Origin of the sequence: Paraburkholderia phytofirmans PsJN, from assembly GCF_000020125.1 — a bacterium.
Classification (GTDB): domain Bacteria; phylum Pseudomonadota; class Gammaproteobacteria; order Burkholderiales; family Burkholderiaceae; genus Paraburkholderia; species Paraburkholderia phytofirmans.
Genome location: NC_010679.1, coordinates 58,495 through 77,413, shown reverse-complemented (window position 1 = coordinate 77,413; position 18,919 = coordinate 58,495). Strand labels below are relative to the sequence as shown.

At 57.4% G+C, this 18,919-nt stretch carries 20 protein-coding genes and 1 pseudogene; 3 read left to right on the top strand and 18 right to left on the bottom strand.

The window, feature by feature from the left end:
* Positions 1-21: 21 nt before the first annotated feature.
* From BPHYT_RS36320 to BPHYT_RS36275, 10 genes are all read right to left on the bottom strand, one after another.
* The gene (locus BPHYT_RS36320) at positions 22-726 is read right to left on the bottom strand and encodes a type IV secretion system protein (RefSeq protein WP_012431002.1); all 705 of its coding nucleotides are present in this window, start codon (positions 724-726) and stop codon (positions 22-24) included.
* 2 nt (positions 727-728) lie between these two features.
* Entirely contained in the window at positions 729-3,278 is a 2,550-nt protein-coding gene (locus BPHYT_RS36315) for a VirB4 family type IV secretion/conjugal transfer ATPase (protein ID WP_012431001.1), read from the bottom strand.
* The gene (locus BPHYT_RS36310) at positions 3,262-3,597 is read right to left on the bottom strand and encodes a VirB3 family type IV secretion system protein (protein ID WP_012431000.1); all 336 of its coding nucleotides are present in this window, start codon (positions 3,595-3,597) and stop codon (positions 3,262-3,264) included. Before BPHYT_RS36310 ends, BPHYT_RS36315 begins: the two co-directional genes overlap by 17 nt.
* Before the next feature lie 4 nt (positions 3,598-3,601).
* Positions 3,602-4,024, bottom strand: a complete 423-nt coding sequence (locus BPHYT_RS36305; protein WP_012430999.1) for a hypothetical protein — start codon at positions 4,022-4,024, stop codon at positions 3,602-3,604.
* Positions 3,993-4,274: a hypothetical protein gene (locus BPHYT_RS36300; protein WP_041760058.1), complete on the bottom strand. Its 282-nt coding sequence runs from the start codon at positions 4,272-4,274 to the stop codon at positions 3,993-3,995. The genes BPHYT_RS36305 and BPHYT_RS36300 overlap by 32 nt, the downstream gene beginning before the upstream one ends.
* A 168-nt stretch (positions 4,275-4,442) precedes the next feature.
* Positions 4,443-5,255 carry a transglycosylase SLT domain-containing protein gene (locus BPHYT_RS36865; RefSeq protein ID WP_012430998.1) on the bottom strand — a complete coding sequence of 271 codons (813 nt, stop codon included), beginning with the start codon at positions 5,253-5,255 and terminating at the stop codon, positions 4,443-4,445.
* 7 nt (positions 5,256-5,262) lie between these two features.
* Positions 5,263-5,955: a hypothetical protein gene (locus BPHYT_RS36290; protein ID WP_012430997.1), complete on the bottom strand. Its 693-nt coding sequence runs from the start codon at positions 5,953-5,955 to the stop codon at positions 5,263-5,265.
* 107 nt (positions 5,956-6,062) lie between these two features.
* A complete protein-coding gene (gene mobF / locus BPHYT_RS36860) occupies positions 6,063-10,523 on the bottom strand; it encodes a MobF family relaxase (protein WP_012430996.1) in 4,461 nt (1,486 codons plus the stop codon).
* A 5-nt stretch (positions 10,524-10,528) separates the two neighbouring features.
* Entirely contained in the window at positions 10,529-12,217 is a 1,689-nt protein-coding gene (locus BPHYT_RS36280; RefSeq protein ID WP_012430995.1) for a type IV secretion system DNA-binding domain-containing protein, read from the bottom strand.
* A gap of 1 nt (position 12,218) precedes the next feature.
* Positions 12,219-12,602: a hypothetical protein gene (locus tag BPHYT_RS36275; RefSeq protein WP_012430994.1), complete on the bottom strand. Its 384-nt coding sequence runs from the start codon at positions 12,600-12,602 to the stop codon at positions 12,219-12,221.
* Positions 12,603-13,024: 422 nt separating this feature from the next.
* Here BPHYT_RS36275 and BPHYT_RS38505 point away from each other — a divergent pair, with 422 nt between their 5' ends.
* From BPHYT_RS38505 to BPHYT_RS36260, 3 genes are read left to right on the top strand one after another with little or no spacing between them, the layout of a single operon-like run.
* Positions 13,025-13,567 (top strand): hypothetical protein, encoded by a 543-nt coding sequence (locus BPHYT_RS38505; RefSeq protein WP_148225228.1) that lies wholly within the window; start codon positions 13,025-13,027, stop codon positions 13,565-13,567.
* Between the two features lie 3 nt (positions 13,568-13,570).
* Entirely contained in the window at positions 13,571-14,326 is a 756-nt protein-coding gene (locus BPHYT_RS36855; RefSeq protein WP_012430992.1) for a hypothetical protein, read from the top strand.
* Complete coding sequence (locus tag BPHYT_RS36260) at positions 14,323-14,730, top strand: hypothetical protein (protein ID WP_012430991.1); 408 nt, start codon at positions 14,323-14,325, stop codon at positions 14,728-14,730. Before BPHYT_RS36855 ends, BPHYT_RS36260 begins: the two co-directional genes overlap by 4 nt.
* Positions 14,731-15,473: 743 nt before the next feature.
* Here BPHYT_RS36260 and BPHYT_RS36250 read toward each other — a convergent pair.
* The 8 genes and pseudogenes from BPHYT_RS36250 to BPHYT_RS36215 form a co-directional block, all read right to left on the bottom strand.
* On the bottom strand, positions 15,474-15,836 hold the full coding sequence (locus BPHYT_RS36250) for a hypothetical protein (RefSeq protein WP_012430989.1): 363 nt from the start codon (positions 15,834-15,836) through the stop codon (positions 15,474-15,476).
* Positions 15,837-15,995: 159 nt separating this feature from the next.
* The gene (locus tag BPHYT_RS36245; RefSeq protein ID WP_012430988.1) at positions 15,996-16,274 is read right to left on the bottom strand and encodes a hypothetical protein; all 279 of its coding nucleotides are present in this window, start codon (positions 16,272-16,274) and stop codon (positions 15,996-15,998) included.
* An 18-nt stretch (positions 16,275-16,292) separates the two neighbouring features.
* Entirely contained in the window at positions 16,293-16,505 is a 213-nt protein-coding gene (locus BPHYT_RS36240; RefSeq protein ID WP_012430987.1) for a DUF3717 domain-containing protein, read from the bottom strand.
* A gap of 48 nt (positions 16,506-16,553) precedes the next feature.
* The gene (locus tag BPHYT_RS36235) at positions 16,554-16,934 is read right to left on the bottom strand and encodes a hypothetical protein (RefSeq protein ID WP_012430986.1); all 381 of its coding nucleotides are present in this window, start codon (positions 16,932-16,934) and stop codon (positions 16,554-16,556) included.
* Positions 16,935-17,625: 691 nt separating this feature from the next.
* Positions 17,626-17,886 carry a hypothetical protein gene (locus BPHYT_RS36230; protein WP_012430985.1) on the bottom strand — a complete coding sequence of 87 codons (261 nt, stop codon included), beginning with the start codon at positions 17,884-17,886 and terminating at the stop codon, positions 17,626-17,628.
* Positions 17,876-18,148 (bottom strand): hypothetical protein, encoded by a 273-nt coding sequence (locus BPHYT_RS36225; RefSeq protein ID WP_012430984.1) that lies wholly within the window; start codon positions 18,146-18,148, stop codon positions 17,876-17,878. The genes BPHYT_RS36230 and BPHYT_RS36225 overlap by 11 nt, the downstream gene beginning before the upstream one ends.
* Positions 18,126-18,326 carry a hypothetical protein gene (locus BPHYT_RS36220; protein ID WP_012430983.1) on the bottom strand — a complete coding sequence of 67 codons (201 nt, stop codon included), beginning with the start codon at positions 18,324-18,326 and terminating at the stop codon, positions 18,126-18,128. The genes BPHYT_RS36225 and BPHYT_RS36220 overlap by 23 nt, the downstream gene beginning before the upstream one ends.
* Before the next feature lie 51 nt (positions 18,327-18,377).
* A pseudogene (locus tag BPHYT_RS36215) lies at positions 18,378-18,905 on the bottom strand (DUF932 domain-containing protein); the annotation flags it as partial.
* Positions 18,906-18,919 lie beyond the last annotated feature (14 nt).

Here is an 18,919-nt window from a genome sequence, read left to right as displayed (position 1 = left end):
AGTTTTGCGCCAATGACGCGATCAGAAGCGAATCCCCTGCCCGGTCAACATCATCTGCTGCGTCGACTGCACGGCGTTCTGGTGATCCATCTTTTCCTGTGCCTGCTGCATCATTTCGATGCCCTTGAGCTTGATGGCCTCGTTCTGCTGTTTGACCTGTTCGAGCGAAATGCGCGCCTGCAAGTCCTGCAACGATTTCGGGTCGGGCGAGGTCTGAATTGCGGAGAGGAACTGTTGCAGGTTCGCGATGTTTTGCGCCGACTGGTCATAGCCCTGCTGGCCGACGTAAGACGAGAACGATGCCTGCTGCCACTTGTTGACGCACGAGTAGTACGACGGGCTATTCGGCCCCCACTGGTTCTGGCAGTCGATCTTTGCATTCTGATGCGCGAGCTGCTGTAGGTTTCCGCTGATGCCCGCGAGGGAACCGGTCACGTTGCCGCTGCGCAGCGAATTGATTGTCGACGCAAGGTCCGGCGGAAGCATCTGAGACAAAAGGGGATTGCTCAACAGGCTCGAAATGTTCCGCAAGCCGTTGAGCGCATTGAACGTCTGCTGAAGCTGCTGATACTGCTGCTGCAACTGAGCCAACTGCTGCCCAGCCGAAACAACCTGCTGAAGCAGGGCGATGTTCGCGGCGTTGTCGTAAACCGGCACGCCCTGGGCGTTGGCGAGCGAAAAAGAGAACGCGGCAAAAGTGGAAACAACCAGTTTTCGGATCATCATGGTTAAACCCTCTGACGGAAGAATTGCGGAAGCCAGATTTCAGGCTTGTTCCCGTGGGCTTCGATAAGCTCACGAACCAGCGGAACGTTGTCGATACTGGCCGAAAGAACGGCGATCATGTCGTCCATGCCGCCAAGGTCGTTGCGAACAACTACCGAGTCGTTACCCTGCTTGAAGAGGAACTTGCCGGGCTCGTCCAGCATGCCTTCACGCACGAGCGAATATTCCCGATCAGTCAGGCCGAGCCCTTCGACGTAATCCTCGCGCTTGGCGCGGTCGTTCGGAAGAATGATCTGCGTGGGGAATTGCTGAAGCAGCGTGCCACGGATCGGCGACGTACTGAGGTCAGTCGGGTCTTGGGTATCGAGACCGATGATCCCCTGCAACTTACGGACGGTCTTGGCCTTGTCGCCGATGAACTCCTGCATGAATGGGTCTTTGAGCGCTTTCCATGCTTCCGCGATATCGAGCACGAACGGATTTCCGTCAACCGACAGGTCGATCTTATGGTTGATAAGCAACTGGATCGGCGTGCGCGCGAAGTCGTTGTTCAGAAACTTCGTCATGTCGAAACCGAAGTCGTTAGCGCGCGTAAGGTCGAAGAGGTCTCGCGAATTGTCGAGCACCCACGAGTATTGGCCGCCTTCAACCCAGCGCACAAGCGCAGCCTTGAGACTGACGATGCGCGCACCACCCGGCCCTTGTACGGCACTGCTGCTGCCGGGCAAGGTGTCCATCATCCGCGCAGGGCGACGCAGATGCTCAGGGAGCTTATATACGTCCTGAATGACATCGGAGAGGATCTTGTCGTCGTCGCCAGTCCGCAGATACGCGGGGTCTTTGCAAGCGCACCACATGAAAAGTTCATGGATGAACTGGCAATTCACCTCATTGTTTTGTAGCGCATAGGGATTGAGGCCGGTGGGCTTTCCGTCTTCCAAACGGAAGTAGACGCCCCCGAGCGCATTGACGAGAATTTCTTCGCCATAGTCCTTATCCCATGCAAACGTCTTGAAAGGCTTCATGCCTTTTCCGGGACGAACCTTGCGCATGAGCGTGCGAAGCATCAGCTTGGTCAACGTCTTGCCTGAACCGCTGGGACCAATCACCTGATAGTTGCCCAACTCTTTCTTGTGCGCTTTGCGCTTGGGCGTGATGATGCCCTCTTGCTCTGCCTGCTCGTCCTCTTCGTCTTCCTCGTTTTCTTCGGGGGTGTATTCCAGCCTGACTTCCTGATTCCGCAGCCGGCGACGGGAGACGTGGTAGTTCATGAAGATCGGGCCGTTACTCGTGCTCTCCATGAGGGCAATCGGACTCCCCCACTGGCTGCCTTCAGCGTTGCCGGTGAAAAAGTTGTGCAACGGGAAAAAGGCCGCGAAATTGTCGGTGCTAACGGGCATTGCATCCAGCCGGCCCGTCAGAAAGTTGCCCGGCAACATGCCAAAGTATTGCGTGATGAGCTTGCCGCGCTTCTTGCGGATCAGCGTGAGATTCTTTTCCTCGAACACGGCGATAACTTCGTTGATGCCTTCGTTGACTTCTTCGATGGAGTCGCCGTAGATGGTGAGGATGAATTCGTGCTCACACATGCCGAACTTACCGGCTTGCAGGCGCTCCCGCGCGTCCTTAAGCTCTTTCAACTGAAGCGAGTTAGCGTCGGTACTCGAAAACTGAGAAATCTGTGTTTGAAGGAACTTGTCGGCCTTGTTGAGCGGCAGAAAGGTCAGCGACTGGCTCAAGACAAATTCATACGGCAAACGCAGCAGGCCGTGAAAGATATTGACCTTGGCATTCTCCGCGCCGTAGGGTGCCTTCAGACCAACTACGCCGGCATAGCGCGATGAAACCGGCCCCTCGATTTCGATAATTTCCCGGCCAAAATGCAGTTCGTTGCGCTGAATGGCAAAACGAACGGAATAGCTGTCGAGCGGGACAGGGCCAACGTCCGCATTGAGCAGGCGGCCGTAGAACGCCTGAAGATGCGAAATAGCGGGCTTCTCGCCGTCGAATTCCTCAACGCCGAGAACGGACGGGTTGTAGCGCCGCAGGCTGCGGACGAGCTGGTTGGTAATGCGGTCGATTTCGTCTCGGGCCGCAGCAAGCACGTCGCTCCCGCCCTGCTTGTCAAGCGCAGCACCAATGCGCTCCGCGCGTCCAGGCGCGGGCCTATAGACGGGAGACAGAAACAGCTCGTTCTGGAAAAACGTCTTCTTTCCGACACGTTCGGCAATCTGATCGCCGAACAGTTGGGAAAAGTAGTTGTCGTACTTGATGCCGGAAAGGTCGTAGCGCAATTTGCTACGGACCACATGCGACCAGAGCGCAACGCGGTTGTTATTCGCCCCAAGCGTGTTGATCGCAGCGAACCACGAGCGAGTGAACCCGTTGAGTTCTTCATCGCTCATGGTCTCGAACGGAACGCCATCGCAACGGATGGTACGAGTCAAGTCCCGCTCGACTGTCGTGCAAGTCGTGGGAGTGATCTGCTTACTGTACGGAATGTACTTGGTAGCAGGTTCCTCTTTCGCAATCAGTTCATCGTAGACCGTCATAGTTCCTCTGACGTGCATTGGGCGGCGATGCCGTGAAGGTGATAACCCCTTTGCCGTGAAGCCCCTTGTTCTTGACGAAGAAGAAGTAGTGGTAGATGTCGGCTTTCACCGTGGTCATCCAGTGGTAGTCCTCGGCTGTCCGCGTCACGAAATAGAAGTGAATTGGAATCAGCATGGCAACCCAATAACCAATCAGGCGAAACAGCACGAGACCGACCATTGCCTCCATGATGAAAAGCGACAGGGGTACGTAGAGCATCAGGGCCGGACGTTGCCCGGCCCGGATGACGACGCTGGAAGTCAGCTCGTCTTTTTCCATACGACTAGACGCCGCTGATGCTGCTGCCAGAGCCGGAGGTAGCCGCCTTGATGGCCTGGATGATGCCAACAACGCCGAACGCGCCAGCGGTTCCCATAATCGCGTGAATGGTCGTCTTCTTCGGGTCTTGTGCCCCGAGGAAATTGCCGGCCTTCCAGTTGATTAGGGAAACGAGTGTGGCAACGCCGCCAGCCGCGCCGACCACGCCGTAGAGAGTATTGAAGAGGGATTCCGTGGCACCGCGCAGCGACGCTTGAGCGGCGGCAGGATCGGCCAGTACCAGAAGACCGTAGCCGGCAATGCAGCCGGTCATGTAGAGGCGGGAGAAGGAGACGTTCTTGCGGGCTTCGACGGTGAAGGTCTTAGCCTTGATTGCGATAGCGGACGCTGCGGCCTTAACCGTCCCCCGGATTTTCTCGTGGTTCATGAGCAACCTTTTTCTGAAGTGAGGATGTAAGTTCAAACTTCACTCCGAGCTGCTGTTCGAGCATGGCGACAGCCTTATCAAGACTCGCCCAGGTGCGCGGAGTGTCGCGGTGGTGAAACTTCGTGAGTTTGTGTTCTTGCGATGCGGCCCCTCCCAAAAAAATCGAGACTTCCCATTGCTCGGTCTCGTTTCTCGTGAACGTGACCTGGGTGATTGATCCGGCAAGCGCGGAAATGTCTTGGAGTCGCATGTCGTACCTGTGTGGGTAAGGTTTGGGGGAGCAAAGCCCTCCATTAGACCACACACAAAAGCCCTCCCCTAGAGCCTAAACGTTAGGACATAGTACACTAAACAACGTCATATAGTGAACCAAAGATGCAAAAATAGTGGCGCGTAGTCTGCACTACTCGCCACCCGGTTATTGCTGCACGACCCTCACGGGTACAGGTCCGTCGTCATCCTCGCCCGCATTGGTACTGCGGGTTTGAACGCGAAGCTCTGCGCTGACCGCCATGACTGGCGTCGGCCCTGCCGTGCTGGCAACGACCTGTGTTGGTGGGGGTGTTGTCGTGGAAGCTGACTTGCCCGCGAACATCGAGCGGGTTGCCGTTGCGAACATTGACGGCTTGGCCGCCGCAAACATATCGGCACGCGCTTGCGGAGCGGGTTCGCCGCCGCCATTCGCAGGCACCGAAACTGGTTGCAGCACCGCTTCCGGGGAGCCCTGAGCGACAGAATCGACCGTAACGGGAGTTACCGTTACCGTACCGACAGGCACGACCGGAATCGGGACAGGGCCAGAAACCGGCATGTTCGATACTCGACGCAGGATGCTGCTCGCGTAGCCGTTGCTAATGGAGTTACCAACGTCGCCGGAATTGAAGCCGCGTAAAGCGGCAAAAACTGCGTCTTGACCCCGATAACCTTTATTGACGGCTTGCGAGTAGAACCCCTTCAGAATGCTTCCGCCGGCCATCAGGTTCGAGCACGGATCGAACGCCTGTTGCCACGTCATTCCGTAGCGCCTAACGTTCGATATATGAATCTGAGACAGCCCCACAGAAAACCCTTTACCTTCACGCATCAAGTTAACGGCAGTCTGGACAGCTTCTTGATAGCTACGCGGCTGTAGATACAGCACCTCTTTGCCATCTAGCCCGATTGCATAGGGGTTGAAATTCGACTCCTGCCGCACCAGTGACGCGGATAGGCGTCGATCTACACCGGGCATGCACGTCTCAATGGCGGCTACCACTGCTGTTGTAGTAGGGGGAGTAGTTGGGATTGGCATTGGAATTGATGATCGACGCGGCGAGGGCTTGGCCGGTCGAACCGTTGAGGTTGAAAAAGAAGGTGTTTTTGTAGGCCGGCATTGTTGAGGTCGCCGCTACATTGACGTTCATCGCGTAGCTCGTCACGCCGGTCGGCGGGATGATGTACTCGAAATATGTGGTTTGCGCATAGCCGTTGTCGTCGTAGTACGTGTAGGTGTAGCAGGCCGCGCCTGCGACGCTTGGCGTATATGCGCGCGCGCCCGTGGTCGCGCACGTCTGAACGGGACGCAGGCATACGCCGGTATAGACAGAGCCGTAACCACTGTTGGCCTGCTCGGGCGTGAAACCGGAGGGACAGTCGACGTGGGGCTGCGCAGAATAGGAAGCCGATGATCCTGGCGAGCCGGCGAAATTGCATGTCGGCCACGGCTTGCCCTTCTCGATAAAGCTATGCTCAAGCCAGTTGATGACCGGCACGCACTTTGAGTCAGTCGGTTTAAGCACGCAGAGCACAAGCGCGCATGGATAGTCCGACTGCTGGATATCGCCGTTTGCTGGCAACGATAAGGGCGATGTCGTGCCTTGCGCCTGCGCTGCCCCTGAAAACAGGGCCAAATAAACCATCGCAGTTACAAACAGTTTCACTAAACGACGCATTCTAGTTTCCTAAATATATGTAAAAAGTGAGGCACACCCCTATTTACCCCAAGTACGGGCGAACCTCAAGCCCAATCTGAAACTTTTTGTAACAGATCGGTCGACGGTTAGAGCTTTGGGCCGCGTCGCGAGGAACGCTGGTGAGACTGCCGCGCCTGGTGCGTTGGCCGCGCGCGAGGTTTGGTGGCATCGGCATGCAACGTCTTCTTCACCGCCCCCCTGCTCTGCTGCTGCAACGTGCGGGATGCGGACAAGGCGTCGAAAATGACCTTCTCTCGCCGCTCGTCACGAAGTTCGAGCGCAGCATACTTTTTTGGCTCGCGGGCCATGACGCGGGCGAGGCCGCCGGCATCGTCGGTGTAAATTTTCAGGGCATGTTGCGCGCGTGAGATTGCGACATACCACACGGCACGGTTACTGGTGAGGCTGCGTGTATCGGCCTCGATCAGTACACCGTGCCGTGTCAACCCCTGCGCGCTGTGAACGGTCTGCGCATACCCGTGCTGCGCGTGAATCGCCGATGCACGGGAGAGCTTCGCACCGTTCTCAAGCACGACGGAATCCTTGTCAACCGAAAGAACGCGATGTCGCTCGCCGTTAAACACGCCCTGGCGATTGTCGTTGCGTGTGATACGAAGCCAATCACCCTTGACGATGGGAATGTCCGTGAGGGTGTAAGTGGATACGCCGCTAAGATGTGTGGCATCGAGCGAGCGCACGTTGCCGGCCGCATCAGAAACGGTCAGCGTATTGCCGCGCGCATCTGCTGACCTGACGGTGTAGTGGACACCTCGGTCAAGACCATGTTCGCCGGGCCGTTCGGCAATCAACACGACGCCTTGCTGATAACTTGACGCCTGTTTGTGCTCTGCCCTGCTCATATCGTAGGACTCAAGCGCGCGAACCAATTCACCTTCCGGTAGCTTCAGCTTGTCTCTTACCAGTTCGTTGATTTTTCTGCGAGTCTCGTTTGTGCCGACAACAATCAGAGTGCCGTCGCGCTGCTCTTCAGGCATCTTCACGTAGTCATCGGCGAGCCGCCCATGCCGGGCTTTTTCTTTCTTCAGTTGCACGGTGTTTTTCTCCAGGAGCTTCACCGAGCCGCCGATATTGTTGTTGGCCGCCTTTTCTACTGCGGCCTTCAAGGTAGCATCCTTCTGACGTTGAATCTCGGTGACGTGGGCTAGAGCCATGCCGCCGTCCTGTAGCTGCTCGAATGGCTTGCCAGCTTCGACGGCCTGCGTCTGCTTACGGTCGCCGATCATGACCAGCCGCGCCCCACTCTGTTCGACGCGAGCCATAAGGTCTTTCATCTGGTGGGCGGAAACAACACTGGCCTCATCGAGAAAGATGATGGTTTTCGGCCCAAGAAGTTCAGGATCAGGTTCGCGCACGAGGAATGAGGCCAAAGTCTGCGATTCCATACCCAACTCTTGCAATGCCTTGTTCTGAGAACCATAAGGCGCAAGACCCACTACTTTGTAGCCTAACGTCTCGGCCTGTTGCGCGGCCTCCATCTTGATTTCCTGAACGACGGTACTCATCAAATGACTCTTGCCGACGCCGGCATAACCTTGTATGCCGATGAAACGGTTGGGCGACGTGAGAACCAGTTGGGCCGCCTCTTTCTGCCCCGGATTCAGTCCGGTCGACGCAAGCATTGCTTCTGCCTGTTCAGCGGTGCGAAGCGGTTCAACCGTGCCGCGTCCGGTTCGCTCCATCCAGAGAATTTCGGATTCCGTTTGCCTCATTTCACGCGTGGTAAAACGTTGCTCGGTCTCGACAAGCCGGCCGTTTCGGATTGATTCCTCGACGGTCCTCTGTGCTCGCTCGGGGGAGTAGCCTTCAACGTTTACCAGAAGGGACACCCACGATTCTTTCGTGAGCTTGTGGATGTCGTTGTCATGCCGGAATTTGTCGAAATGCGGGTCAATCGTCTGTTGATGTACGTCACGCGAAAAAGACTTTGCGCTCTGAAACAGCGGCAGTTCGGCAACGAGACGGCCGTCTTCAACCGCATTCGCCAGCTCGTCGTTGACTTCCTCTGTCGCGCCAAGCGAACGCATATATGCGCGCTCAAGTATCTCGCTCTTCGTGAAAATGCCTTGCCGCTCGGACAAGTGCTCAATCGCAAAATCGACAGCGTTACGCGCGACCTCTTGCGGGGTCATTGGCGACTCGGCATTTTCGGGCGTAGGGGGCTCGTTGGCGGCATCGCCCTTCCCTTTCCCACGTACCGCATCAAAAATGCGCTGCCCTGCCTGCTGAATTCCATTCAACCAGTTGGTTTCCTGCTCTTGTCCCGCTGGCTGGGTCGGCTGCTCATCAGTCGCCGAAGACGGTCGCATCGGATGCGAGTCGCCTAGCGGACGCACCTTGGTTCGCCATGTCTCATCTGAGCCGGCAAAAAAATATTCGTCCGTTCCGTTGTGTCCCTGGGCGAAATTGTTTCCAACAAACTCGCGCGGCAAGTCGACGTAGAAAACGTCGCCGTACCTGGCTGCTTTGGCGGGGTTGGTAGTCCACCAGTTACCGGCTGGTACGGACCCTGTGAGTGTTCCGCCTTCGCCTCGATAGAGCCTGATGTCGCCGGGTGCCGGTGACTTCTCGCGCCCGTAGATCGGCTTCGGCTGTTCGATGGATGCAATACGCGAGCCGAACCGAACGCGCCCCCCGTTTTCCCACAACTCGACAGGAACTAGACCGGCTGCTGGCCGCGTCGATGCGTCAACAACAGTACGAGGATCAACCTCGCCCGCCTTGTTGCCAGTGGTATAAGCCACGGCGTACTTGCCGTCGTCCATACGAACGATCCGTTTGCCCTCGCCTCGCGTCTGCACATAGGCAAGGGTTTCAGCATTGCGCTCTGTCACATAAAACGTGTGCTCTGCTCGCTTTGGTGCGAGCGCGGCCGGCTGCGTAGGTGCCGGTTTGCTAACGTCGGCAGGCCGCGCATCGGCGCGCGCTGCATCGGCGCTTTCGTCGTGCTGCGCGGGACTCTCATCGTCCTGTGCGACGCGATCCGGCGCGGGGCCGTCGTGACGCAGTTCGGTGATCTTGTTGCCGGCGTGCATCCCACGGTACGCCTCATAACCGGGAACGTCATCGGAAAGTTTCCACAATTCGAGTGGGTACAGTCCGACCGCTGGCTTGTCGAACACGGGTACGTCTCGACTGGACGGCGAAGCTCCCCATCTGTTCCCGCGCTCGTTCCACGTAAGCAGGGTTGCCTTGCCGTCCTTGATGACAACGCGCGCACCGTGTTCGTCAAGGCCGTTCAAGCCGGCGGCAGACAGACGCGACGCATCGTTCTCAACATACACCGTGCGATCTGTGCGTGGCTTGATGCCGCTGTCGCCTTCGTGGCCGACATCGGCGCGGGCCGCCTTATCGCGCGTCGTGGTGCCGTCCTCATGCACCGTGTACGTCGACCCTTTGGCAGTCGCAAATCCCGTTACGGCCAGTTGCGCCAAGTGATCGTTGTCGGGAGCTGCCGGCGTCGGTATGGCCGGTTGTTCTGCTTCGGGCGACGTTGGCTGCGACTGCGGCGAGTCCGGTTCACCTTGTCCGGCGTCGGGCTCATCGCGAGTAGTTGTACCGTCCGGGTGAACGATATACGTGTCACCTTCGGCGGTAACGAATTTGGTGTCGGGTACAGGCGCGGCCTCATGGTCAGCCATCATCGGGCCGAGGTCAATTCCGGCCGCTGCAAGTGCGTTAGCCCATTCCTGCCGCAACGCCGCACGGTTCGCATCGGTTTTTTCCGCACGGGTGTCTTTTGTGATGTTCTGCTTCAACTCTCCCGTTGCGGTCTCTCGCGTGAGCCCGCTCTTCGCCAGTTCCTCTTCAATGGTGCGGCTGCGCTGACTGAAAAGTTTGATTGCCTCATCTGGTACGGAAGCCATTTCGAAGCCATTTCGCGTTGCTCGAATGTCGTACCCCATGTTCGTGAGGTACTGTGCGAGCTGGGCGCGATAGTACGCACCGACCACTTTGACGGACTTCAGCATGTCTTCGTTAGCGAGCGCAACCCAACGGCCGTCGCGACGCTGCGTGAGGTTCATTGTGACTGCGTGCGTGTGAAGGTGTGGGTCTTGATCGCGGGAAAGGTCATGCTGAAATTTCGCGACGATCAGCTTGCCGGTCTTCTCCCGAAAAGAAATGCCGCGGTACTTCTGCCGCGCGATCGCACGGCTTTCCATCATCGCCAGGGCATCCTTTACTGCCGCGTCGTGCGCTTCGATTACGCGGCGGTCATTCTTGACGAGCGCGACGATGCTCACGCTCTTGGGTGCGTTGAATGTGAAGTCAATGCCAAGACGCGGGGCACTTTTGCTCCCATCTTTCTGCGTGTGTGGCATCGACTTACGCGCCTGTCGGCCGTCCGGCAGGCGACCGTCAAGCAGGTCCATGAATATCTGTCGATCTACGCCGCCTTCCAGGCCAAGTGCTTTGGCACCTTCACCGTCCCATTCGCCGCGATGACCGGGCTTCGTGTAGTAGTCGTCGGTCTCTTCGTAGTAGTTGGCTGCTTCAGCAGAGCTGCCGACAAAATCAAAAGTGAGCATCGTTATTATGGCCGGGAGGATTCGAGGGCGGGGCTAGGGGAGTCGTCGTCATCAACGTCCCTAGCGTCTACGTCAGTTGCGGCACGCTTCGCGCGCGAGAAGTCCATCCGCGCCTGTTCGTTGGCTGCTTCAGCATCCATCGTCCAGCGGTTCTGCGCCATGATGAACGCCTCGGTAACGGCCTTGCGTTTCTTGTAGGGCATCGTGAACTTGCAGATGGGCCAGTCTCCCGCGAGCTTCAGATAGCCGGTGAGGTTCGGCAATCCAGTGATCTGCGAGGGAATGACCACGCGTTCCTTGATTACTTCCTGCCCATGCGAGTCGCGGCCAGTGTCCGAAGCCGTGGTGCGCTGCCGAATTACCTCATGTTCACCGAGTCCCTTTGACAGTTGTTCGGCGGTATAGGTATCACCCTCGGCTATACCAAGGGCGACGGTCGTGCGCAGGCTGTTTCGAACGGTCATGGCGTCGTCTTTGCCGTTGGTGCCGTCGAGCTGGGCGTCAGACTGCATCCCCGCGCAAATATGCAGGCGGTGTTTTCGGCCCTTCGTGGCGGCCGGCACAAGGTAGTTGAGCTTTTCGAGCGAGTCCACCTCGTCAACAACCAGATGGGTCGCGACGGTTTCATCCGTAATTGGCTTGGAGAGGGCGGCATTGCATGCAACGTCGAACATGCATGAGATCAGCGGCTTCAGGGATGCAAGCTGGTCCTCTCGCCAGATAATCCAGACGTTGGGCTGATCCTCGGCGTTCGAGTCGATCCATTCGCGCAGGCTGAAATAGCCTTCGACGGTCTCGATGTCCGAAAGGTATTTATGCGGAGTGATATAGCGTGTCAGAACCGCGCGAACGCTACCAATCGTTTCCTCCGCGCCGTGAAACATACCGCGCGCAGCAGTGTCGGCGAGCATTTCCATTAATTGCTCGTTAGACGCGATTGTCAGCCAGTAAACCAGATGGTCCGTATCGCCAATGCCAAGCCGCCAGAGTTTCAGCATTACTTCACTGCTAATCGTCCGGGCCATTGCATTCCAAATTTCCTGCTCGGTGCTTGGGCTTTTCGGTATCAAACTTATCGAATAAGAGGCTACATCGTAGGGCGTTCTGATTTCATTGAATATTCCCCAAAATTTTGTCCGCGCCTCAAACGGATTAATAATAATATCGCCTTCGCGATAAAATTTCTCCATGAACTGACCATTAGGGTCAATACAGATCATTCTTTCGCGTCGCGCGAGCGCCGACTCGATATAATCTGATATCACAACCGATTTACCGGCACCGGTCGACCCGATAACGCGAAAATGTAATGCCTCAAGCCACTCAGGAATAGGAACGCCGGCAATACGAAGATGCTTATAGAAGAATTTCCTCGTCATATCTTTGAGGCGCGCATGCCCGACCATTCTCGCGCCGCGCAGATACATCACATAATCAGCGCCTTCGAAACCACTTTTGAAGTAGCCAAAAATAACACCCATTACGAGCAGACCATACGAGAACGCAACAGCGGTTGGCACCCATATGGCCGGAACGTCGGGGGTGACTTTTGCCGCGCGCCACGCGGCGAGAAAGATCGCCGGAGGCAACACGAATAGTCGGTGGACAGACCAGAACCAGACCAGGAACGTCGCCAGCACGACGCTGAAGAAGGCCGCCGGCTTGTATCTGTCATCGTAACGACGCATCACCATATCAACCACCTGCTTTCAAAAAGGTTTCAAGAGCTTCTTTGTTCAGAAAGCGATCCGCCCAAGCTCGCATCGTGGAGTCGACGCTTTCGTACACCATGAGGTAGAGCAGGATCATGATCCGCAGATGCAAATCATTCTCATCAAGCTCGTCTTCGTGTTTGTCCGGCCGCGCTCGAACGCCGGCTTTCTTCGCCAGCTCGCCTAACAGGTATACGGACAATTCACCCGTTCGCTTCAGGTCTGCTATCGGTCCTTCGTGCGCTTTTAGGTTGCCGAAGTAGACCCGCTTGATGTGCGGACCCATCTGCCGTTCGCCAGCCAAAGCCATCCTTTGGCGAATTTCCGCCTCTTCCTCAACCGTCAGCCGAATATTTAAAGTTCCCATGCCACACCTTTTTTGTTGAATTTCATGATCTTAACAGCATTCCGTGCCACAAAAGAGGCGAGAGCTGGAGGGCGGTTTTAAGGCGGAAGCCTTGCGCAGCAAGGGTTCCGCCGCACCTCGAAGAGGTGCGTATGGTGTAGAGGCTTCTAGGACGATTGAATTTCCGCCTCGGCAGGCTAGAACGATGGCGTTTGGACGACCATCGCACCCTGCAAAGAGGCGTATTCGACCCGCTTTTGAGGGCTTTTGATGACCGCTGACGCCTGCGGATCGGCCAATCCACGGGCAAATGATCGGAAAGTGTTCGGTGAATGTTCGGTTTTTGATCGGCAATTGTTCGGAAACGCCCATTTTCAACCTCTTGATGTTCGGAATAAGATCGGTGTATGATCTGCCCAAGTTCGGAACAAGATCGGGATAGCATGAACGAACCGGAAGAATTGGCCTCTCTGCGTGAGATGGCCGGCGAGCTGCAACAGCAGAACCTTCGTTCGAAGGCCGTGCTGTTGGAGCGATTGAGACAGCACATTGATCGTGCCTCGGCATTGGGTCATAGACACGCACGCATCCACGAAATCCTGGTCGATGCCGGAATCGCAATGTCATTCGACGTGTACGAAACGACGTTGCGCCGCGTGAGGAAACGGGCTGCGCAAACTGGATTACATAAACCAGAAGAGGAACACAGCGGAAAGGGTTACGAAAGAAATACGGTGAGTGGTGCTAGGTCTGGTTTCGATAAACCGGACGACCGTGGTTTATCGAAACCAGAGAACCCCGGTTCGGTCGAGCCGGAAGGGAGCGCACATCAGGAAGGTAAAGAGACTGGATTACAGGAACCAAGCGGGGAACCGTTGAGCGGTTTGGACCCCGTGTTCGGAGTCAGAAACGCCCTCGCGGATGCGGACAAAGCTGTCGAGGAATTGGCCCAGCGTCGAGCTAGGGGCCGCTTTAAAAGAGGATAATTCATGAAGCACGCAAAAATCGCCGTAATCAATCTGAGTGGTAATGTTGGCAAAACGACGCTCGCGACGAACTGGCTGAAAGCTAGTCGGCCGGAAGCAAAACTGGTTTCGGTTGAGCATTACAATGCGTCCGTTGCCACGCAAATCACAAGCGCGCAGGCACAAGAGTTTTCCGCGTCGCAATTCCGGGATATTTTCAACGAACTTCTCATGAGCGATGAGGTCATTATCGACGTTGGCGCGTCGAACGTGATCGCGTTCATGGAAGAACTGTCGCGGTATAAATCGGCGGTTCGCGAGTTGGATATGATCGTGGTTCCGACTGTGCCGGCTGAGAAGCAACAGAAAGACACGGTGAAAACGGTCGAGTGGCTGTCAAAACTCGGATTCAGTAACGATAAAATCCGCGTCGTTTTCAATATGTACGATGGCGGCGAATCGCAACTTCCGCCGAGCTACGTGTATCAGCTCATTCACGATTATGCGGCTTCAACTGGCAAGGGTAAGGCTACATTCGAGCCGGCCATTGTCATCCCGTTCAACGAAGTTTTCGATCTGGTCACGAATAAGAACATTCGCGAGCTGGCCGAAGACCGGACGGACTGGAAGGCGAAACGGACTGAAGCGAAACAGGCTGGCGATGTGGCCGCCCTCGAAGCAGCGGTGATTGCGGAAGGCGACCGCGATCTGGCGATTACCGCTCAAGAGGCATTGGCGAGCGCGAGCGACATTCTGTTCGGCAAGGCGGCGAAAAAATGAGCGACATGGGGCCGCAAGCGGGGCCGCATACTCGCCGGGAAGCGGCCCTTCGCATCATTCTCGGCGAGGTAAGCGAGCTGTTCAAACAGGTTGATGCGCTGGTGAGCAGTGTCCGCGCTCTGACCCGCAAGCTCGATGAGGTCAAGGCGTCGATCCCGGCCCCAACGAAGGACGGGGCCGGAAAGCCGGGCAGGCGTCGCACCACTTACGGCCTGCTCGCTGGTGCGGCGCTTATCGCCGGCCTGGTGAGCGGCGGGCTGGTGTTGACGGTGAACACGGTACTGATGCAGCAGACGCGGGACGATGCTCGCGTGGGCCGCGCCGTCAAGGCCGTGTTTCCCTTGCTCGATACGGAAACACGCGACAAGCTCCAGGCTGCAATCAACGCCAACGCGCACCAATGAGGCCGGGTTCCCGGCCAGCGCAAAATGGGGAAGCGCCCGGCCCGCAAGAGGCAGGGGCGCGGTGCAGTTATCCACGGGCCGCCGCAGGCGGGCGGTGGATAACTGCATCCCCATTTCCGTCCACGAAGTGAACCCGCACCCGCCGGGAACCCGGCCGGCGCTCGATTACAGATTACGTATCATTTGATACACCGTCGCGCCAAAACTGCCCACGAGAGTATCGGCGACGTACAGCCAGCACTGAATGACCGCGATCCGCACTGCGACGCCGTGAAACAAACAAAAAAAAGGGCCGAATAATCGGCCCCAAGGTCTTGATCTGTCAGCGAATTAACGAAAACAGACTCTCACGGTAAATTGTTTCACGCAGGCGGCTTGCCCACGGGCGAAAACTGGTTGTCGATAAACGTCTTGTCCATCCTCCGGGCCAACAGTCCAGCCAGATACCCGCGCGCGTAGCGCCTCAAATTGACAGCTCGCGACCGGTCGAAAATTCGGTAATGCGCGTCCGCCTCGGTCCCGAACGCGACCGCCATTTCGGCTCGGTCGGCTGCATATGCCAGTCTGAGTCTCATCGCCCTCACCACGCGCGGAATGGCAACGGTAGAAGACTGTTCACCCATGCGAGAAAGCCGATATAGGCGGCAAACAGAAACACATCGTTCCAGCGCGATGCGAATGCGCTCTTAACTGCTTTCATTCGATCCCCCGTCAAATTTCGTTGGCCGCCTGCTGGCCGCTCTTTACTTGGCTTGCTCGCGCCACACGTCGGCCATAGACCGCGCCGGCGCGGTCTTCGTCTTGCGACCGGAAAGCAGCCGGTAAATCCCCTCCAATGCGGCATCGCCGAGCGGCGTTGCGCCAAGCATCGGAAGCTGGTCGGCCTGATGAAAAACGTGCGATAGATGCGCGGGTCTGCGCTCACTACCGGGAACGAACTGGATGTCCTCCGGGCCATCTTCGCTGTAGCCGGCCTGAACATACGCGGGCGCTTGCGATGCGAGAGAAATAACCTGAGCTGCGGCCGGCGAAGCGGCTTGGCCGCGCGTCGACGGGACTCCGATTTTCGCGTATTGAACCATGCTGATAACGTTCGCGCTGCTCATTTTTTGCCCCCGGTTATCCCTCGATCACCACACCTACATCATATCAAACGTAATTCGCTAGGTCTATAGAATAGGTGATTGAATGTTCTAAACGTCACCCTGTCATGATAGACAATGCTAATTACGTCTATATGTATTCCTAACTCATTTCAGGAAAACTCAAAGGCTGCGAACGTCGAAGAACTGCCCCAGCGCACGACGTACAAAACCGCGCATGGAAGGCTGGGCCGATTGTGCCGCTTCCCGCTTCACCCGCTGCACGGGATCACGCTTAACCCGTTGCATGGCGATGCGCTCGGGCGTGATCTGGTGGCTTCGCGTCCTGACGATTCGACCGGTCCCACACTCGACGTAATGAGTCAGGTTCATGGTGTACGCGCGTCCCTTGCGGTCCTGGCTTCGGATCGTCTGGTGAATGACATTGCAGGCGATTTGCATGTTGCGTTCTCCGATTCGTTAGCTGATAAATGCTGCGTCGTATGCGGCCTGTTGCTCTGTGGTAAGACTCTCCGAGTCAATCTCGGAAAGACGGCGAATAATCATCAGAGCGTAGATGTCCGCGAGCGTGCGCGCCTGGTGACATAGTGCAAGCTCGTCGCCGCTCGCTGGCGACTTCGCGCGCCACACATTAATAGCGCTCTCGATGCTTTCTACCTTGATGGTTGCCATAGCTGCACCTCGCTTGATAGTGGGCCGCGTTCATCACGGCCCGTTGCGTCAGATACCCCAGGGGGCGTCATCGTATCCGGGAAGCGCACGAATAGCCGCGTTTTCGATTGTCCGAAGGATGGCCGCGCCGACGGTCTTCTCGTAGTCGGAAACCTCGTTGGACTGGTATTCGATGCAGTGACAGAGCTTGATGATGGTCAGCGGTTCCGGCAAGGTACGCACACGCTCGAACCGGAAGTCATCGGAGATTTCATCCTCTGAATAACGGCTGTTGACCGATTCAACATTCGCCGTGTAAAGCAACCCGGCGATGCGCTCGGGTTCCGCCTTCATGCTGATACGCTCGGGCGAGTACAGCACAACGTCATGCTTCGCAGCCCACGAAACGAGAGTGTTGATGTGCAGGTCGGAAACAACGTAAGCGGACATATCTGGCTCCAGGTATTTTCCCAGCGATCAATCTCGATCACCATGAAAACCATTGTACGCTTCGTAATTCGTTCTGTCTATACGTTAGGCGATTGATTGTTTAGATAGGGTAGGGCGCGTGATAGACGATATGAATTACAGTATCGGCGCGGCCGGCCGACCTCCTTCCTGCAAAGCCAAACGGGGCCGTCGATGTAAGACAGGTCTCGAACCCGTCGATGATGTCCCCTGCCCGGCAGTCCGGGGGACTGCCGGGTGATCCGGTAGGGGGCCGGGTCGGTAGACCTCTCGGCCGCCTTAGCGGGCGAGACCCCCGTATCCCGGATCAGGACATCGACGGCCACGGGCCCAGGCACACCACTGCCGGCGCGCAAGCGTCGGCCCGTAAAACCACATTCCGGCCGGGAACCGGCCGCTGACGGTATCTCGCGCATCCGCGCGAGCTGGGCTTGCCGGATTGCCGGCCGCCGCAAAATGGGGAAGCGCCCGGCCCGCAAGAGGCAGGGGCGCGGTGCGGTTATCCACGGGCCGCCGCAGGCGGGCGGTGGATAACCGCATCCCCATTTCCCCGCCACGAAGTGACGCCATCGCGCCGGCTATCCGGCCCGCTCGCCCGTGCGCGAGCCCCATAGCAAACGCCCCGGCGCGGCGAGCTGCTGGGGCGTTGCTCCTGGGCGGCCGGTTGTCCGCGTCACACATCCTTTCCACGCAGGCCGTAACCGTCCGTATTCCGCCGGCAGGCTTCCACAATGTCCGCCTGTGTGCGGGTCCAAAAGTGCTTGATGTTGCGCTTGTGATCGTATGCGACGCCAAAGCCGGCCCGCAGCATCATCATTGCCGCGTCTTCCGGTCGCAATTGCTTGATTGTCCAGAATGCGCCGACCATATCCCCCGCACGAAGCTTTGAGCGGAAACTGTCGACGGCTTCGGGGGTCGGCGCTTCACTGGTCATTGCTGTCCTCGCTTGCGGTTTCGTTCGCGGCCGGCTCGATGGTCGCGGCCGGTGCCCGCCGATCAAATTCCGCCTGAGCATCTTTTGCACTCAGGAAGGGGCCGTACTTCTTCCCTTCCTTGTCCCAAAGCAGATAGGTACGCACTCCACGAACGCTGTAGCGCGTAATCGTCCAGCCGGCGGCATGGTTCCATGAGTATTCGCCGCTCGGCGTCCATGCGCTGCCGCTGCCGCTTTCTTCAGGCGCGTTCTTCGCATCCATGCGCATTGTCCTCGGTCACGTTGTCCGCAAGCTCTGCGATCGCATGCCCCATGCAATCGACACCGATATTTTCTATCCGTTTGGGGTCAAGGCCGTGCAGCTCGGTCGGCGTCCAGAGCACGACCGCGAATCCCTTGGCCCTGAGAGAGTCGATAACCTTCTGTTCTTGTCCCGTCATTTCCAGCTCCGATCCGACCGGGCCGGTTTCCCGGCCCGTACCTCGCTCTTGTCAGCCCTTCTTGAGTGCCATCATTCCTTCGGCAAGCGTCCAGAGTGCGCGGTTGAGCTTGATATTCTGGTCGATGCCTTCAACCGGCCGCGTGCGGGTCGTGCGGCCCGATGCAGTGCGGGCACGCAGGCCGCCACGCTGCACGAGGTTTTCTTGCAAGCGGTTAAAGGTCGTCCAAAGATCGTCCTTGCGGTCCTCGAAGCGGCGAGCCTGCAAAACATCGGTTTCCGTTACCGGCGCGGGCTTTTCGGCGGTCGGCTCATACTTCAGTTGCAGCGCGGCGCGGGCCAAAATCTCCTGTTCTTCCGTGCGCATCGTCGTGCCCTTCATTTCCTCGGTCACGTCGCGGATGAGGTCGAAGCCGTCCAGCACGTCGAACGCACCTTGCAGGACGTTATCAACAATGTTGCCCTTGTGCGGGATGCGGATTTCGCTCATGGTGTCGCCGCATACCATGCCATTGAGGCAGATAAAGCGGAACTGACCCGCAAGCATCTGATAGCTGCTCGACCCATCGTTACGCGCAAGAGAAAAACAATGGA

Coding starts and splice junctions, on each gene's coding strand:
- BPHYT_RS36320 (WP_012431002.1), bottom strand. CDS start 726: ATGATGATCCGAAAACTGGTTGTTTCCACTTTTGCCGCGTTCTCTTTT.
- BPHYT_RS36315 (WP_012431001.1), bottom strand. CDS start 3,278: ATGACGGTCTACGATGAACTGATTGCGAAAGAGGAACCTGCTACCAAG.
- BPHYT_RS36310 (WP_012431000.1), bottom strand. CDS start 3,597: ATGGAAAAAGACGAGCTGACTTCCAGCGTCGTCATCCGGGCCGGGCAA.
- BPHYT_RS36305 (WP_012430999.1), bottom strand. CDS start 4,024: ATGAACCACGAGAAAATCCGGGGGACGGTTAAGGCCGCAGCGTCCGCT.
- BPHYT_RS36300 (WP_041760058.1), bottom strand. CDS start 4,274: ATGCGACTCCAAGACATTTCCGCGCTTGCCGGATCAATCACCCAGGTC.
- BPHYT_RS36865 (WP_012430998.1), bottom strand. CDS start 5,255: ATGCCCGGTGTAGATCGACGCCTATCCGCGTCACTGGTGCGGCAGGAG.
- BPHYT_RS36290 (WP_012430997.1), bottom strand. CDS start 5,955: ATGCGTCGTTTAGTGAAACTGTTTGTAACTGCGATGGTTTATTTGGCC.
- mobF (WP_012430996.1), bottom strand. CDS start 10,523: ATGCTCACTTTTGATTTTGTCGGCAGCTCTGCTGAAGCAGCCAACTAC.
- BPHYT_RS36280 (WP_012430995.1), bottom strand. CDS start 12,217: ATGGTGATGCGTCGTTACGATGACAGATACAAGCCGGCGGCCTTCTTC.
- BPHYT_RS36275 (WP_012430994.1), bottom strand. CDS start 12,602: ATGGGAACTTTAAATATTCGGCTGACGGTTGAGGAAGAGGCGGAAATT.
- BPHYT_RS38505 (WP_148225228.1), top strand. CDS start 13,025: ATGAACGAACCGGAAGAATTGGCCTCTCTGCGTGAGATGGCCGGCGAG.
- BPHYT_RS36855 (WP_012430992.1), top strand. CDS start 13,571: ATGAAGCACGCAAAAATCGCCGTAATCAATCTGAGTGGTAATGTTGGC.
- BPHYT_RS36260 (WP_012430991.1), top strand. CDS start 14,323: ATGAGCGACATGGGGCCGCAAGCGGGGCCGCATACTCGCCGGGAAGCG.
- BPHYT_RS36250 (WP_012430989.1), bottom strand. CDS start 15,836: ATGAGCAGCGCGAACGTTATCAGCATGGTTCAATACGCGAAAATCGGA.
- BPHYT_RS36245 (WP_012430988.1), bottom strand. CDS start 16,274: ATGCAAATCGCCTGCAATGTCATTCACCAGACGATCCGAAGCCAGGAC.
- BPHYT_RS36240 (WP_012430987.1), bottom strand. CDS start 16,505: ATGGCAACCATCAAGGTAGAAAGCATCGAGAGCGCTATTAATGTGTGG.
- BPHYT_RS36235 (WP_012430986.1), bottom strand. CDS start 16,934: ATGTCCGCTTACGTTGTTTCCGACCTGCACATCAACACTCTCGTTTCG.
- BPHYT_RS36230 (WP_012430985.1), bottom strand. CDS start 17,886: ATGACCAGTGAAGCGCCGACCCCCGAAGCCGTCGACAGTTTCCGCTCA.
- BPHYT_RS36225 (WP_012430984.1), bottom strand. CDS start 18,148: ATGGATGCGAAGAACGCGCCTGAAGAAAGCGGCAGCGGCAGCGCATGG.
- BPHYT_RS36220 (WP_012430983.1), bottom strand. CDS start 18,326: ATGACGGGACAAGAACAGAAGGTTATCGACTCTCTCAGGGCCAAGGGA.